This window comes from Nonomuraea monospora (genome assembly GCF_039531895.1).
In the GTDB taxonomy this organism is placed as follows: domain Bacteria; phylum Actinomycetota; class Actinomycetes; order Streptosporangiales; family Streptosporangiaceae; genus Nonomuraea; species Nonomuraea monospora.
This window is the reverse complement of sequence record NZ_BAAAQX010000066.1, coordinates 1-12,177: the sequence shown is the minus strand read 5'-3', so window position 1 is coordinate 12,177 and position 12,177 is coordinate 1. Positions and strand designations below refer to the sequence as shown.

Below are 12,177 nucleotides of genomic sequence, written 5' to 3'. Positions count from 1 at the left end.
GGACTCACCCTGACTGCCCTACATATTTCGGTAAAACTCGTTTGTATGGCGCGGATAACGCGGAAGAAGATTTTCTTCCGCATATAAGCGATCAATACAGGGGCTGCGACGTGGGTTGATAAGGCGTTCGCGAGAACGGCGAGATCACGGCAGAAAGTTCGTGCCGTTTCGATGGGGTGGGCGAGGGCAGCAAGGGCGCTCACCAGCGCAGGGCTGATGACGGCGCTTCGCCTCGCGGACCGGAAAGCGGCATGCCCCGATGCCGTTCTTTTTTCGCGAGTAAATCTGCGGGGAGGGCCGATGACCGGAATTCGGCGCGCATCAGCGCTGGGCCGGGTCGGCGGCGGTCGATTGCGTGGACGCGCAAAACCTGCCGTGGGCGCGCAAAACCCCGCGCAGGTCGTGTTCTCGGCGCGGGCTCGGGTGTCTGGCGGTTCGCGACCTGTCCTGGGTGCAGGAGGAGCCCGGTGCCGTTTCACGCCGAGGTGGAGCACGGGCTCACGGCATGTCCTGGGTGCAGGAGGAGCCCGGTGCCGTTTCACGCCGAGGTGGAGCACAGGCTTACGGCATGCCCTGCGCCGCCCCGTCCCCGACCGGTGCGAGCCGCAGGGCGAGCAGGGCGATGTCGTCGGTGAAGTGGTCACTCCGGAAGGCCAGGAGCCGGTCGCACATCTCGTCCAGCGGCAGCCCCCGCAACTCGGCGGCCAGACGAGCGAGCCCACCCATCCCCTCGTCCAGGCTGTGCGCGGGATCCTCGACCAGCCCATCGGTGTACAGGATCAGGGTCGATCCAGCGGGAATGATCTGCGCGTGATCGGGGCGGGGCAGGTCGGTGGTGACGCCGAGGGGGTGGCCGCTGTCGCCGCGCAGGTAACGGGCCGGGCCGGAGGAGGGGACCAGGAGCGGGGGCGGGTGGCCGGCGCTGCTCCAGCACAGCCGCCACCCGGCGCCGGCGTGCGACTCCAGGCGGGCGAGCAGGACGGTGGCCATCGGGCCGCCGTGCAGGCCGTGCAGCACCTCGTCCAGGCGGCGCAGGATGAGGGACGGCGGCTCGCACTGCTCGTAGGCGATCACCCGCAGCATGTTGCTGATGCGGCTCATGATGGTGGCCGAGCGCAGGTCGTGGCCCATGACGTCGCCGACCATGAGGCAGGGGACGCCGTCGGGCAGGACGATGACGTCGTACCAGTCGCCGCCGATCTTGGGCAGGGAGCTGGAGGGCCGGTAGCGGGCGCAGGCGTGCAGGCCGCGCGGGTCCGGCAGTTCGGGCAGGTCGGGCAGGAGGCTGCGCTGGAAGTCCTCGGTGCTGCGGCGCAGGCGGTCGTAGAGGCGGGCGTTCTCGATGGCGACGCCGGCCGCGCTGGCCAGGGCGGCGATGATGCGCTCGTCGTCACCGGTGAATGGGCCGCCTGAGCGCTTGTCCGCGAAGTACATGTTGCCGTAGACGGTGCCGCGGACCAGGAGCGGCGTGCCCAGCAGGGTGTGCATCACGGGGTGGCCGTCCGGGTACTCGCGGAAGTGCGGGTGGGCCGGGACGTCGTCCACGCGCATCGGCCTGGGGTGGGCGACCAGCTCACCCAGGAGGCCGTGGGTGGTGGGCATGCGGCCGATGGCCTCGTACACCTCCTCGGAGACCCCGCAGGTGAACAGGTCGGCGAACTCGCCCTCCTCGTTCAGCACGCCGAGAGCGCCGTAACGGGCGTCCACCAGGTCGGCGGAGACCTCCACGATGGTGCGCAGCGCCGCGTTCAGCTCCAGCTCGGAGCTGATCGCCAGCACGGCCTCCAGCAGGCGCTTCATCCGGTCGTGCAGTCCGCGGATCTGGGCGAGGCTCTCCTGCAGCCGCTGCAGGTCCTCGGCGCCCAGCCGTCCGAGGAACCCGTCGAAAGCGCCGCCTCCCAACTGACTGACCCCCCGAGGTGTTCTCGCCTGCCTCATGCCCCCTGGCCATCCGCATGACACCTGGTCAGAGGGCAGGCTCTGGACAAGGGGGCGATGTCGTGATCTGACGGAGGTAGAGCGCCGACGATCACGAACAGGAGCACCTGGGACATGAGCGACACGCCGCGACTGCACAGAGCCGGCACGACCCTGCTGGACAGGGCCCGCGACCTGCGTCCGCTGATCGAGAGCGAGGCGGGCCGGGCCGAGGCGGAGGGGAGGCTGACCACGCCCGTCGTGGACGCCCTGCACGAGGCGGGCGTCTTCGGCCTCTGGGTGCCGGCGCCGCTCGGGGGCGCCGAGCTGTCCCCCCGCGAGCTGCTCGACGTCTTCGAGGAGCTGACGTACGCCGACCCCTCGACGGGCTGGGTCGTCATGGCCACTACCCTGGAGAACGGCACGGCCGGCGCGTACCTCGGCGACGACGCCGTGGAGCTGCTCTTCAAGGGCCCCCGCATGCCGCTGATCGCCGGACAGGGCACCCGGCCCGGCGTCGCCGTGCCGGACAGCGGCGGGTTCCGCCTCACAGGGCAGTGGAGCTTCGCGTCGGGGATGCTGCACGCGCAGTACGCCCACAGCGCCGCCGCCGTCGAGGGCACCCACGAGGTACGCATCTTCATCACCCCGATCGAGGACGTCACCATGCTCGGCAACTGGGACGTCCTCGGCCTGCGCGCCACGGGCAGCGTCGACTACACCATCGACGGGGCGTTCGTGCCGGAGTCGCAGTCGCACGACTTCCTCACGACCGAGCCGCTGCGCGGCGGCGCGATCTTCCGGCTCGGCCTGCTCGACCAGGCGCTGATCTGCCACTCGGGCTGGGCGCTCGGCATCGGGCGGCGGCTGCTGGACGAGCTGGCCCGGTACGCGGGCGCCCGGACCGGCCGGCCCGGTCAGCTCGCCGGCAGTGACGCCTTCCACACCGACTTCGCCCGCGCCGAGGCGGCCTTCCGCGCGGCCTCGGCGCTGATCCGCGAGACGTGGGACGACGTGGAGCGCACGCTGGACGGCGGCGGGCGGCTCGGCACCCGCCAGGAGACGATGGTGCGGCTCGCCCTGAACCACATCACGGCGACGATCGGCGAGGTGGCCGGGTTCGTCTACCGGTCGGGCGGCACCACGGCGCTGCGCGACGGGCTGATCCAGCGCCTGTTCAGGGACGCCCAGGCGGGCACCGCGCACATCCTGTCCGGGCCGCAGGCGCTGCGGGAGTGCGGGCGGGAGCTGGCGGGGCTGGCCGAGGGGCAGTCGTGGGCGGTCCTCTCCCTGGAGGGGTGAGTGGCGCTCGCCGACGCCACCAGGCGCCAGATCCTGGAGGACCTGAGGGACGGGGAGCTGGCCGCCGGAGAGATCGCCGGGCGCTTCTCGATCAGCGGGCCGTCCGTCTCCCGGCATCTCAGCGTGCTCAAGGGAGCCGGGCTGGTCACCGAGCGCCGCGACGGCAACCGCATCCTCTACTCCCTGGTCGAAGAGCGGCTGGCGAGCTGTGTCGGGCGGTTCCTGAGCGCCGTGTGCCCCGAGCAGATCGTGCTGCGCCACACCAGGTGGCGCCGTCCGCAGGAGAGTGAGGACTAATGAGGCAACCCCGGCTGTCCAGTGTCGTCGAGCGCCGTCTGCTGGTGAACTACCGGGTGGATCCGGAGGCGGCGGCGCGGTTGCTGCCCGCGCCGCTGCGCCCCCAGCTCGTCAACGGTTACGCGGTGGCGGGCATCTGCCTGCTGCGGCTGGGCGGGGTGCGGCCGGCGTGGGCGCCGCGCGGGGTGGGGCTGCGCAGTGAGAACGCGGCGCACCGGTTCGCCGTGGAGTGGGACGGGCCCGGCGGGGTGGAGACCGGCGTCTACATCCCGCGCCGCGACACCGCCTCCCTGGTCAACGCCTGGGCCGGCGGGCGGGTGTTTCCCGGTGAGCACGGGCGGGCCGACTTCTCGGTACGCGAGACGCCGCGCGAGCTGCACGTCGCCTACGCCACCCGTGACGGCGGCACGCGGGTGAGCGTCGAGGTGGAGGTGACGCCGGAGCTGCGCGGCAGCGAGCTCTTCGAGGACCTGGAGGGGGCTTCTGCGTTCTTCCGCGCGGGCGCCAAGGGGTTCTCGGCGACCGCGTCGGGGCCGCGGCTCGACGGCATGGAGCTGCGTACCGAGCACTGGGCCGTGGACGCCTGCCGGATCCGCTCCGCCAGTTCCTCGTTCTTCGAGGACCGGGGGCGCTTTCCCGGTGGGAGCGCGGTGCTGGACTGCGCGCTGGTGATGCGCGAGGTCCCGGCGGTGTGGCAGCCGCTGCCCGCGATGGCGGTCTCCTGAGCGGTCTGCTCAGCGGTGGGCAGGTGGCGGTCTGCTGAGCGATGAGTTCCGGTGACGGCCGGGGTCTGACCTTCGACACACGTGAACGAAGGAAGGAAGGTCTCGCCATGACCGCCATTCACACCCTGCGCCGCCCGGACGTCCGGCTGCGTTACGAGGTACGCGGGTCGGGGCCGCTGCTGGTGTTGACCGGCGCGCCGATGGCGGCGGCGGACTTCGCGCCGCTGGCCGAGGCGCTGGCGTCCGATCACACGGTCGTCACGCACGACCCGCGCGGCATCTCCGGCAGCGTGCTGGACGACCCGGCGCAGGATTCCACGCCCGAGCTGCGGGCCGACGACCTGGCGGCGATCATCGAGGACCTGGGGGCGGGGCCGGCCGACGTGTTCGGCAGCAGCGGCGGCGCGGTGAGCGGGCTGGCGCTGGTGGCGCGGCATCCCGGGCGGGTGCGGACGCTGGTGGCGCACGAGCCGCCGTGCGTGGAGCTGCTGCCGGACGCGGACGAGCAGCGCGCCGCGGTGGACGACATGATCGAGACCTTCCACCGCGACGGGCTGTGGGCGGCCTTCGCGAAGTTCATGGGGAACGCCGGGTTCGAGGGTGGGGAGGAGGATGCCGGGCCGCCGCCGTCGGAGCAGATGGTGGCCGACAGCTCGCGGTTCTTCGCGCACGAGCTGCGCGGCACCACCCGCTACGTGCCGGACGTGGCCGCCCTGCGGGCCGGGAGGGTCGTGGTGGGGGTGGGGGCGGAGTCGGGGCAGCTCGTGACGTACCGGACGTCGGTGGAGCTGGCCGGGCGGATCGGGACGACGCCGGTGGAGTTCCCGGGGGAGCACGGTGGGTTCATGGCGCATCCAGAGGAATTCGCAGAAGTGCTGCGCAAGGTGTTGTAGGGGTCACGCCCGCATCCGGGTGGAAGTCATCGCCACATCGCGCTCACCCGGGCCGCCGCACCCCGGCCCTGGGTGTAGCCGGCCTCGGCGCTGGGTGTGCGCGCCTCGGGTGACAGCAGGTCGGCGCCGAACGCGGCCAGCGCGGCCTCGTCCGGCTCGATCACCTCGACCGTCCCCTCCAGCCGCCCCCACGACGGCTCGCCCAGGTCGGCCATGGGGGCGAGCACCAGCACCCGGTCGAAACCGGCCGCCAGGTCGGCGTTGGTGCTGGTCCGCACGCCGCCGTCCATGTACCGCGCCCCGCCGATGCTGACGCACGGCCACACGCCGGGCACGGCGCAGCTCGCCGCCACGGCGTCCACGAGGCTCACGCCGGAGCCCGGCCCGAACAGGCGCTCCTCCCCCGTGTGCGCGTCCACCGCCACGATCACCAGGTCGCGCTCGGGCCACGAGTGCGCGGGCAGCCGGGCCTCGATGACCGCCCGCCGCTCGGCCTCGCCGACCGTGTCGGCGGCCAGGGCGAGCGCGCCGATCTCGCGCCGCTGCCCGGCCGGGTCGAGCGGGCCCTGGGCGATGAGCTGCAGCTTGATCCACAACTCTTCCAGCGACACCCCGCTCGCCAGCTCGGGCGTCTGCAGCGCCGGGTCGAGCTGGCGGGCCAGCAGGTCCTTCAGCGGCAGGCCGCTGGTGACCTGGGCCGCCACGGTGGAGCCGGCCGACGTGCCGACGATCCGGTCGGCGGTGGTGACGTCCACCCCTTCGTCCGCGAGCGCGGCCAGCACGCCCGTCTCCCACGCGATCCCGGCGACGCCGCCGCCGCCCAGCACCAAGGCTCGTCTCATGGCGCCCACGGTAGCCGGGCGGTCATTCGAAGCGCACGGCGTCGTATCTCGTCGTGACGTTCAGCAGCGGAAGCGCCGCCATCGTGATGGCCAGCGCCGCCAGCGCGCTCCCGGCCAGCCCGGTGGCGAGGGCGAGGCCGGGCGGCGACCACGGGTCCCCGGCCGCCGCGGTGACGGCGTACGAGGCCGTCGAGCCCAGCGCGGCGCCCATCAGGATGCTGAGCACCAGTGGAACGGCCGTCTCGACCAGCACGATCCGGCGCAGCTCCGCGAGCCGCGCGCCCGCCGCCCGCAGCAGCGCGAACGACCGGCGCCGCTCGATCAGCCCCGCCACGGCGCCGACCGTCAGGCTGCATCCCGCTACCAGGATGACGAACCAGGTCACCAGCCGGGCGTACGTGGTCAGCTCGTCCTGCAGCCTGGTCTCCTGCAGCACGGTGTCGCGCCGGCTGTTGACGATCGCACGCGGCAGCACGATCGCCGCCCTGGTGCGGACACGTTCCTCGGCGGCGAGGCTGCCGTCGGTCCTGACGTACAGGGCCCGCACGGGCAGGCTCCCATGCCCCGGGGCCGGCTCCCTGAGCTCCCCGCTCATGACGCCGATCGTGGCGTACCGGCCGAGGCCGCGCGCCCGAGCGGAGGCGGGCAGCGGGCAGGAGGCGTTGACCACCAGCGCCAGGTCGGCGCAGGACACCGCGGAGCCTCCCGCACTGACCCTGACGACCACTGTGCCCGGATCCATCAGGGGTGCGAGGCGGCCGGCGGGCTGTTCACCGACGTAGACCTCGATCACGCCGGGACGCAGCTCGCCGTGGAAGTTCCCGCCGGGCTCCTCGCTCGCCAGCCCGGCCGCGAACGTCGCCACGGACACGGTGAGCACCACCCCGCTGACCGCGCGGAAGGCGGCACGAGGATCGCCGGCCACGCGCCGCGCGGCCATCAGCGTGGCGAAGCGGCGGCCGAGCCGGCCCAGGACGCGGGCCGCCACCAGGCAGAGCCAGGGCCCGGCGACCACCGTGCCCACCATGGCGGGCAGCAGGAACCAGAGGTACAGCCCCTCGCCTGCCGGCGGCGGCACGGACGGGGCGAGGCACAGCCCGAGGACGCCTGCCGCCGGCGGCAGCACCCGCCACGCCCGGGGCGGCCTCCTGCGGACGGTCTCCGGCCCGATGCCGAGCGGCGTCACCCGGAGCCCGCGCAGCGAGACGGCCGTGGTCGCCACGGCCAGCAGCGGCACCCCGGCCAGCACAACGGCCATGGCGCCGGCCGGCACGGAGACGTCGGAGCCGAGGAAGCGCACCCCGCCGTGGGTCAGGTGCGCGGCCACGAGCGGACGGACGGCAAGGTAGCCGAGCAGGCCGAGCAGCGCCCCCGCGACGGCGCCGAGCCCCGTCTCCGCCGCCGCCATGACCGCGATCTGGGCACGGGTGGCGCCGGCCAGCCGCATGGCGGCGAAGCGCTGCTCGCGGCGGACGGCGGCGATCCTCGTGACCATGACGATGAACACGACGACGGGCACCAGCAGCAGCAACGCCCCCACGCCGAGCAGCAGCCTGGCCGCGACGGTGTAGGAGTGGTCGCCGGGCGGACCCGTCTGGATGCCGCGCACCTCCTGCGCCCCCGTGTGCGCCCGCAACTCCCGCGCGCTGTGCCCGACGACGGCCACCAACTGGTCGGGATGGGTCAGCGCCGCGGGGCCGACCGTCGCGGCGATCCGGCCGGGGAAGCGGTCCCCGAGCTGGTCCGCCGGAATGGCCTCGATCAGCCGCCGCAGCGCCGGGGAGACGGCCACCTCGCCGTCGGACGGGAGCCGGTCGAGCCCTGGCGGCACCGGCGGGCGCGGGCCGAGCGCGGCCACGTGCAGCCTGAACAGCGGCTCGCCCGCGTAGTGGTCGCTGACCCCGAGCCACAGCGCCGCGTCCTGGGCGGTCGCCGGGGTCTCGGACGTCGAGTCGCGCCACGTCGCGCGGTCCGCCCGCCCCTGCAGCGCGGACTGCCCGGTGAGGCAGAGCAGCAGCAGGACGACTCCGACGCCGACCCCGAACGCGGTCAGCCCCAGCCGTGCCAGGCTCTCCCGCCCACCGGCCAGCGCCAGCCGCAGGCCCAGCCGTACGGCGCTCACCCCGCACCCGCCAACCGACCTGACGGCCTTCATCGCGCACCCACCGGCTGGACGACCCGGCCGTCCCTGACGGTCACGGTGCGGTCGGCGAAGGCCGCCACCCTCGGCTCGTGGGTCACGAGCACCATGCAGGCGCCCTGCGCGCGTACGGTGTCCACGAGCAGCTCCATCACCTCGTCGGCGGCCACGGAGTCGAGCGAGCCTGTCGGCTCGTCGGCGAAGACCACGCGCGGGCCGGCGATGAGGGCGCGGGCCACGGCGGCGAGCTGCGCCTGGCCGCCCGACAGTTCGCCGGGCAGCCGGTCCCACAGGCCGTCCAGGCCCAGCCTGGCCACCCAGTCGGCCGCCTCGGCCAGCGCGGGCCTGCGTGAGCGGCCCGCGAGCAGCAGCGGCAGCGCGATGTTCTCGATCAGCGGCAGTTCGGGCACGAGCTGGCCGAACTGGAAGACGAACCCGAACGTGCCGCGCCGCAGCCGGCTGAGCTCGCGATCGCTGAGCCGGTCGAGCCGCACCTCACCACAAGACGCCTCACCCGCGCCGGGCCGCACCTCACCGAAGCGCACCTCGCCCGCGTCGGGCCGCAGCACGCCGCCCAGGCAGTGCAGCAACGTGGACTTGCCTGAGCCGCTCGGGCCCATGACGGCCAGGATCTCGCCGTCCGCGACACGAACGTCCGCGCCCCGCAGCGCCCGCGTACGGCCGAAGCTCTTGCTCAGCTCACGACCCTCCAGCATCACCGACCTCCTCGGCCAGGGCGGGCAGCCGGCCCGCCGCGTGCTCGATCCAGCGCAGATCCGCCTCGACGTGGAAGAGCTGATAGTCGGCGAGCAGGGCGTCCTGCGCCGAGACCGCCTCGCGGCGCATCGCGGTCAGCGCGCGCATCGCGGCCAGGTGCCGTGCCCGCTGGGCGTCGAGGAACTCGGCGGCGGGCCTGCCGGACATCAGCGCCAGCGTCACCTTGGTGAACAGCACCGCCTGGAGCTGGGGCTGCGGGTCCTCGGGTTCGGCCAGCCAGCGGTCCAAGTCGGTCACTCCCTCCGGGGTGATGGCGTAGCGCTTGCGGTCGGGGCCCGCCCCCGGCTCCACGCCGGCGACCTCCACCCGGCCGTCGCGGACGAGCTGGGCCAGCGTCCGGTAGACCTGCCCGAACCTGATCGGCTTGGCCGCGCCGAAGTGGCGGTCGTAGGCCTGCTTCAGGTCGTAGCCGTGACGGTCGCCCTCTTCCAGAAGCCCCAGCAGCGTGTAGGAGACGGTCATGCCGCTGACTATACACATCGGGTATACCCGTCGGGTATATCCGTTCCGGTGACTCCCAAGTGACTTCCAAGCCCCCACTCCTAGGTTGGCGGCCATGAGGCTCATCTACCGCGAGGAGGCCCTGCGCGAGCGGGCGCGAGGCCGTACCCCTGCACGGTTGCCGCTCGTGATCAGCGGGCCGTCCTTCCTGGTCATGTGGATCGCGGTGGCGATCGTCGTGACGGCCGGGATCGGCGTGACCGTGCTGGCGCTCGGGCTGGTGCGCTGATGCGGCGCGTCCCCGTCGTGCTGCAGAACACCGACACGGAGTGCGGCGCGGCCTGTCTGACGATGGTGCTGGCCCACCACGGCCACCGCACCACGCTGCACCAGGTCGCCGGCCGGCTGGGGATCGGCAGGGACGGGCTGAGCGCCAGGGCGATCGTGGACGGCGCGCGCGAGCACGGGCTGCGGGCGCGGGCCTTCTCGCTGGCGCCTGAGGACCTGGCGCGGGTGCCGCTGCCGGCCGTGGCGCACTGGGAGTTCAGGCACTTCGTGGTGGTGGAGCGCTGGTCGCCTGACCGGGTGGACCTGGTGGATCCCGGGCACGGGCGGCGGAGGCTGACGGCGGAGGAGTTCGGGGCGGGGTTCACCGGCGTGCTGCTGGTGTTCGAGCCGGGCGAGGGGTTCCGGCGGGGGTCGTCGTCGATGGCGGGGGCGTGGCGGCGGGAGTTCGCGCGCACGCTGCTGCGGCGGCGCAGGGGGCTGCTGGCGCAGATCGTGGCCGCCTCGTTGCTGCTGCAACTGCTCGGGCTGGCGCTGCCGCTCTTCTCCGGGCTGCTGGTCGACACGATCGTGCCGGCGCGGGCGGCGGAGGTGCTGCCGCTGCTCGGGCTGGCGATCGGGCTGGCGGGGGCGGCGCAGTTCGTGATCGGGTACCTGCGGGCGGCGCTGCTGGTGGCGGTGCGGGCCAGGGCCGACCAGGAGCTGACGGAGAGCGTGGTGGGGCGGCTGGTGGCGCTGCCGTACCGGTACTTCACCCAGCGGGCCAAGGGCGACCTGGTGACCCGGGCGGCCGGCGTGTCCACGCTGGGCGACATCCTGACCGGCCAGGTCGTCGCCGCGCTGCTGGACGGGCCGCTGGCCCTGGGCTACCTGGTGCTGGTCTACCTCTGGGATCCGGTCTTCGGGCTGGCGCTGACCGGCGTGGCCGTCCTGCAGACGGCGCTGCTGCTGTCCACCACGCGCAGGATCGCCACGCTCACCCACCAGGAGCTGGCCGCGCTGTCGGCGTCGCAGAACAGCCTGATCCAGACGATCACCGGGATCGAGACGCTGAAGGCGTCGGGGGCCGAGCGGCGGGCGGTGGACCAGTGGTCGGCGCACTTCGCCAGGCAGCTCGACGCCGACGTGCGGGCCGGGCTGACCAGGGGCCTGCTGGAGGCGGCGCTGTCGGCGATCAGGGTGACGGCGCCGCTCGCCCTGCTGTGGCTGGGCGCCTGGCGGGTGCTGGACGGGCAGCTCACGCTCGGCACGCTGATCGCGCTGAACGCGGTCGCGCTCGGCGCGCTGACCCCGCTGGGCTCGCTGATGACCGGGCTGCAGAGCCTGCAGCAGGCCGGCGCGCACTTCGACCGGCTGTCGGACATCCTCGCCGCCGAGCCGGAGCCGAGCGACGGCATCGAGGTGCTGCGGCTGCGCGGCGCGGTCGAGCTGCGCGGGGTGGGCTTCCGCCACGATCCGCGCGGCCCGTGGACGGTGCGGGACGTCTCCGTGTCCATCCGTCCCGGCCAGAAGGTCGCGCTGGTGGGCGCGTCAGGCTCGGGCAAGAGCACCCTCGCCAGGCTGCTGCTCGCGCTGCACGACCCGGTCGAGGGCGAGATCAGGTACGACGGCGTCCCCGCCGCCGAGCTGAACCTGCGCACGCTGCGCCGCCAGTTCGGCGTGGTCACCCAGGACCCGTCGCTGTTCAACGGCTCGATCAGGGAGAACATCGCGCTGAACGACCCGGGCGCCCCGATGGAGCGGGTGGTCGCGGCGGCCCGCCTCGCGGCGCTGCACGACGAGATCGCGGCCATGCCCATGGGGTACGAGACGATCCTGACGGACGGCGGCGGCCTGTCGGGCGGCCAACGGCAGCGGCTGGCCCTGGCCCGCGCGGTGCTGCCGCGCCCGAAGATCCTGCTGCTCGACGAGGCCACCAGCAACCTGGACAGCGCCACCGAGGCCGTCATCGAGGCGGGGCTCGGCACGCTCGCGCAGACCAGGATCGTGATCGCGCACCGGCTGAGCACCGTCAGGGACGCCGACCTGATCCTGGTGATCGACGACGGCCGGGTGGTGCAGCGCGGCACCCACGACGAGCTGATGGCGGCGGGCGGCCGGTACGCCGGGCTCGTGGCCGCGCAGGCGGTGCTGACTTGACCTTCATCTAGGGGAACACTGGCGGCAAAGGCTCTCGGGGGATCCATTCCGTCAGGGACACACGATGAACAACATTCACCCCAAGGTCGAAGAGGCGCTGGACACCCTCCGCCTCACCCCCGTCGCCAGGCGGCGACTGCTCACCGGAGCGGGGCTGGCCAGCGCCTCGGCGGCGGCGAGCGCGCTGCTGGGCGCGTGCTCGTCCGATCAGCCCAAGCCGGCCGCCACCGGCGGGGCGGGCACGGCCGGGGACTTCCCGGCCACGCCGAAGTGGAAGTTCGTGCTGGTCTGCCATGTCACGACGAATCCGTTCTTCACTCCCACGCAGTACGGCGCGCAGGACGCCTGCGCGTTGCTCGGCACCGAGTTCCAGTGGACGGGTTCGAAGGACTCGATCGTGGCCGAGATGGTCAACGCGT

11 protein-coding genes and 1 pseudogene are annotated in these 12,177 nt (G+C 73.4%); 7 read left to right on the top strand and 5 right to left on the bottom strand.

The window, feature by feature from the left end:
• Window positions 1–561 precede the first annotated feature (561 nt).
• Entirely contained in the window at window positions 562–1,902 is a 1,341-nt protein-coding gene (locus tag ABD331_RS58280; RefSeq protein WP_344495816.1) for a PP2C family protein-serine/threonine phosphatase, read from the bottom strand.
• 150 nt (window positions 1,903–2,052) lie between these two features.
• Between ABD331_RS58280 and ABD331_RS58275 the strand changes: the two genes are divergently transcribed.
• The 4 genes from ABD331_RS58275 to ABD331_RS58260 all read left to right on the top strand — a co-directional run bounded on the left by ABD331_RS58275 (window position 2,053) and on the right by ABD331_RS58260 (window position 5,134).
• Complete coding sequence (locus tag ABD331_RS58275) at window positions 2,053–3,219, top strand: acyl-CoA dehydrogenase family protein (RefSeq protein ID WP_344495814.1); 1,167 nt, start codon at window positions 2,053–2,055, stop codon at window positions 3,217–3,219.
• Complete coding sequence (locus tag ABD331_RS58270) at window positions 3,220–3,516, top strand: metalloregulator ArsR/SmtB family transcription factor (protein ID WP_344495812.1); 297 nt, start codon at window positions 3,220–3,222, stop codon at window positions 3,514–3,516. It begins immediately after the preceding gene.
• Complete coding sequence (locus tag ABD331_RS58265; protein WP_344495810.1) at window positions 3,516–4,241, top strand: DUF2071 domain-containing protein; 726 nt, start codon at window positions 3,516–3,518, stop codon at window positions 4,239–4,241. The genes ABD331_RS58270 and ABD331_RS58265 overlap by 1 nt, the downstream gene beginning before the upstream one ends.
• Window positions 4,242–4,348: 107 nt before the next feature.
• Window positions 4,349–5,134, top strand: coding sequence for an alpha/beta fold hydrolase (locus ABD331_RS58260; RefSeq protein ID WP_344495808.1), 786 nt, complete (start codon window positions 4,349–4,351; stop codon window positions 5,132–5,134).
• A 26-nt stretch (window positions 5,135–5,160) separates the two neighbouring features.
• Here the strand turns inward: ABD331_RS58260 and ABD331_RS58255 are convergent, their stop codons facing one another.
• From ABD331_RS58255 to ABD331_RS58240, 4 genes are read right to left on the bottom strand one after another with little or no spacing between them, the layout of a single operon-like run.
• On the bottom strand, window positions 5,161–5,976 hold the full coding sequence (locus ABD331_RS58255) for a patatin-like phospholipase family protein (protein WP_344495806.1): 816 nt from the start codon (window positions 5,974–5,976) through the stop codon (window positions 5,161–5,163).
• Window positions 5,977–5,998: 22 nt separating this feature from the next.
• The gene (locus ABD331_RS58250; protein WP_344495804.1) at window positions 5,999–8,098 is read right to left on the bottom strand and encodes an FtsX-like permease family protein; all 2,100 of its coding nucleotides are present in this window, start codon (window positions 8,096–8,098) and stop codon (window positions 5,999–6,001) included.
• 29 nt (window positions 8,099–8,127) lie between these two features.
• Window positions 8,128–8,832 carry an ABC transporter ATP-binding protein gene (locus tag ABD331_RS58245; protein ID WP_344495802.1) on the bottom strand — a complete coding sequence of 235 codons (705 nt, stop codon included), beginning with the start codon at window positions 8,830–8,832 and terminating at the stop codon, window positions 8,128–8,130.
• Entirely contained in the window at window positions 8,816–9,355 is a 540-nt protein-coding gene (locus ABD331_RS58240; RefSeq protein ID WP_148443055.1) for a PadR family transcriptional regulator, read from the bottom strand. The genes ABD331_RS58245 and ABD331_RS58240 overlap by 17 nt, the downstream gene beginning before the upstream one ends.
• A 94-nt stretch (window positions 9,356–9,449) precedes the next feature.
• Here ABD331_RS58240 and ABD331_RS58235 point away from each other — a divergent pair, with 94 nt between their 5' ends.
• From ABD331_RS58235 to ABD331_RS58225, 3 genes and pseudogenes are all read left to right on the top strand, one after another.
• Window positions 9,450–9,623 (top strand): hypothetical protein, encoded by a 174-nt coding sequence (locus ABD331_RS58235; protein WP_344495798.1) that lies wholly within the window; start codon window positions 9,450–9,452, stop codon window positions 9,621–9,623.
• Window positions 9,623–11,758 (top strand): peptidase domain-containing ABC transporter, encoded by a 2,136-nt coding sequence (locus ABD331_RS58230; protein WP_344495797.1) that lies wholly within the window; start codon window positions 9,623–9,625, stop codon window positions 11,756–11,758. The genes ABD331_RS58235 and ABD331_RS58230 overlap by 1 nt, the downstream gene beginning before the upstream one ends.
• A 64-nt stretch (window positions 11,759–11,822) precedes the next feature.
• Window positions 11,823–12,177, top strand: a pseudogene (locus ABD331_RS58225) (hypothetical protein); the annotation flags it as partial.

What these genes read in the sequence shown, in the direction of transcription:
- ABD331_RS58255 (WP_344495806.1), bottom strand. Translation starts at nt 5,976, where the DNA reads ATGAGACGAGCCTTGGTGCTGGGCGGCGGCGGCGTCGCCGGGATCGCG.
- ABD331_RS58265 (WP_344495810.1), top strand. Translation starts at nt 3,516, where the DNA reads ATGAGGCAACCCCGGCTGTCCAGTGTCGTCGAGCGCCGTCTGCTGGTG.
- ABD331_RS58235 (WP_344495798.1), top strand. Translation starts at nt 9,450, where the DNA reads ATGAGGCTCATCTACCGCGAGGAGGCCCTGCGCGAGCGGGCGCGAGGC.
- ABD331_RS58230 (WP_344495797.1), top strand. Translation starts at nt 9,623, where the DNA reads ATGCGGCGCGTCCCCGTCGTGCTGCAGAACACCGACACGGAGTGCGGC.
- ABD331_RS58245 (WP_344495802.1), bottom strand. Translation starts at nt 8,832, where the DNA reads ATGCTGGAGGGTCGTGAGCTGAGCAAGAGCTTCGGCCGTACGCGGGCG.
- ABD331_RS58260 (WP_344495808.1), top strand. Translation starts at nt 4,349, where the DNA reads ATGACCGCCATTCACACCCTGCGCCGCCCGGACGTCCGGCTGCGTTAC.
- ABD331_RS58240 (WP_148443055.1), bottom strand. Translation starts at nt 9,355, where the DNA reads ATGACCGTCTCCTACACGCTGCTGGGGCTTCTGGAAGAGGGCGACCGT.
- ABD331_RS58275 (WP_344495814.1), top strand. Translation starts at nt 2,053, where the DNA reads ATGAGCGACACGCCGCGACTGCACAGAGCCGGCACGACCCTGCTGGAC.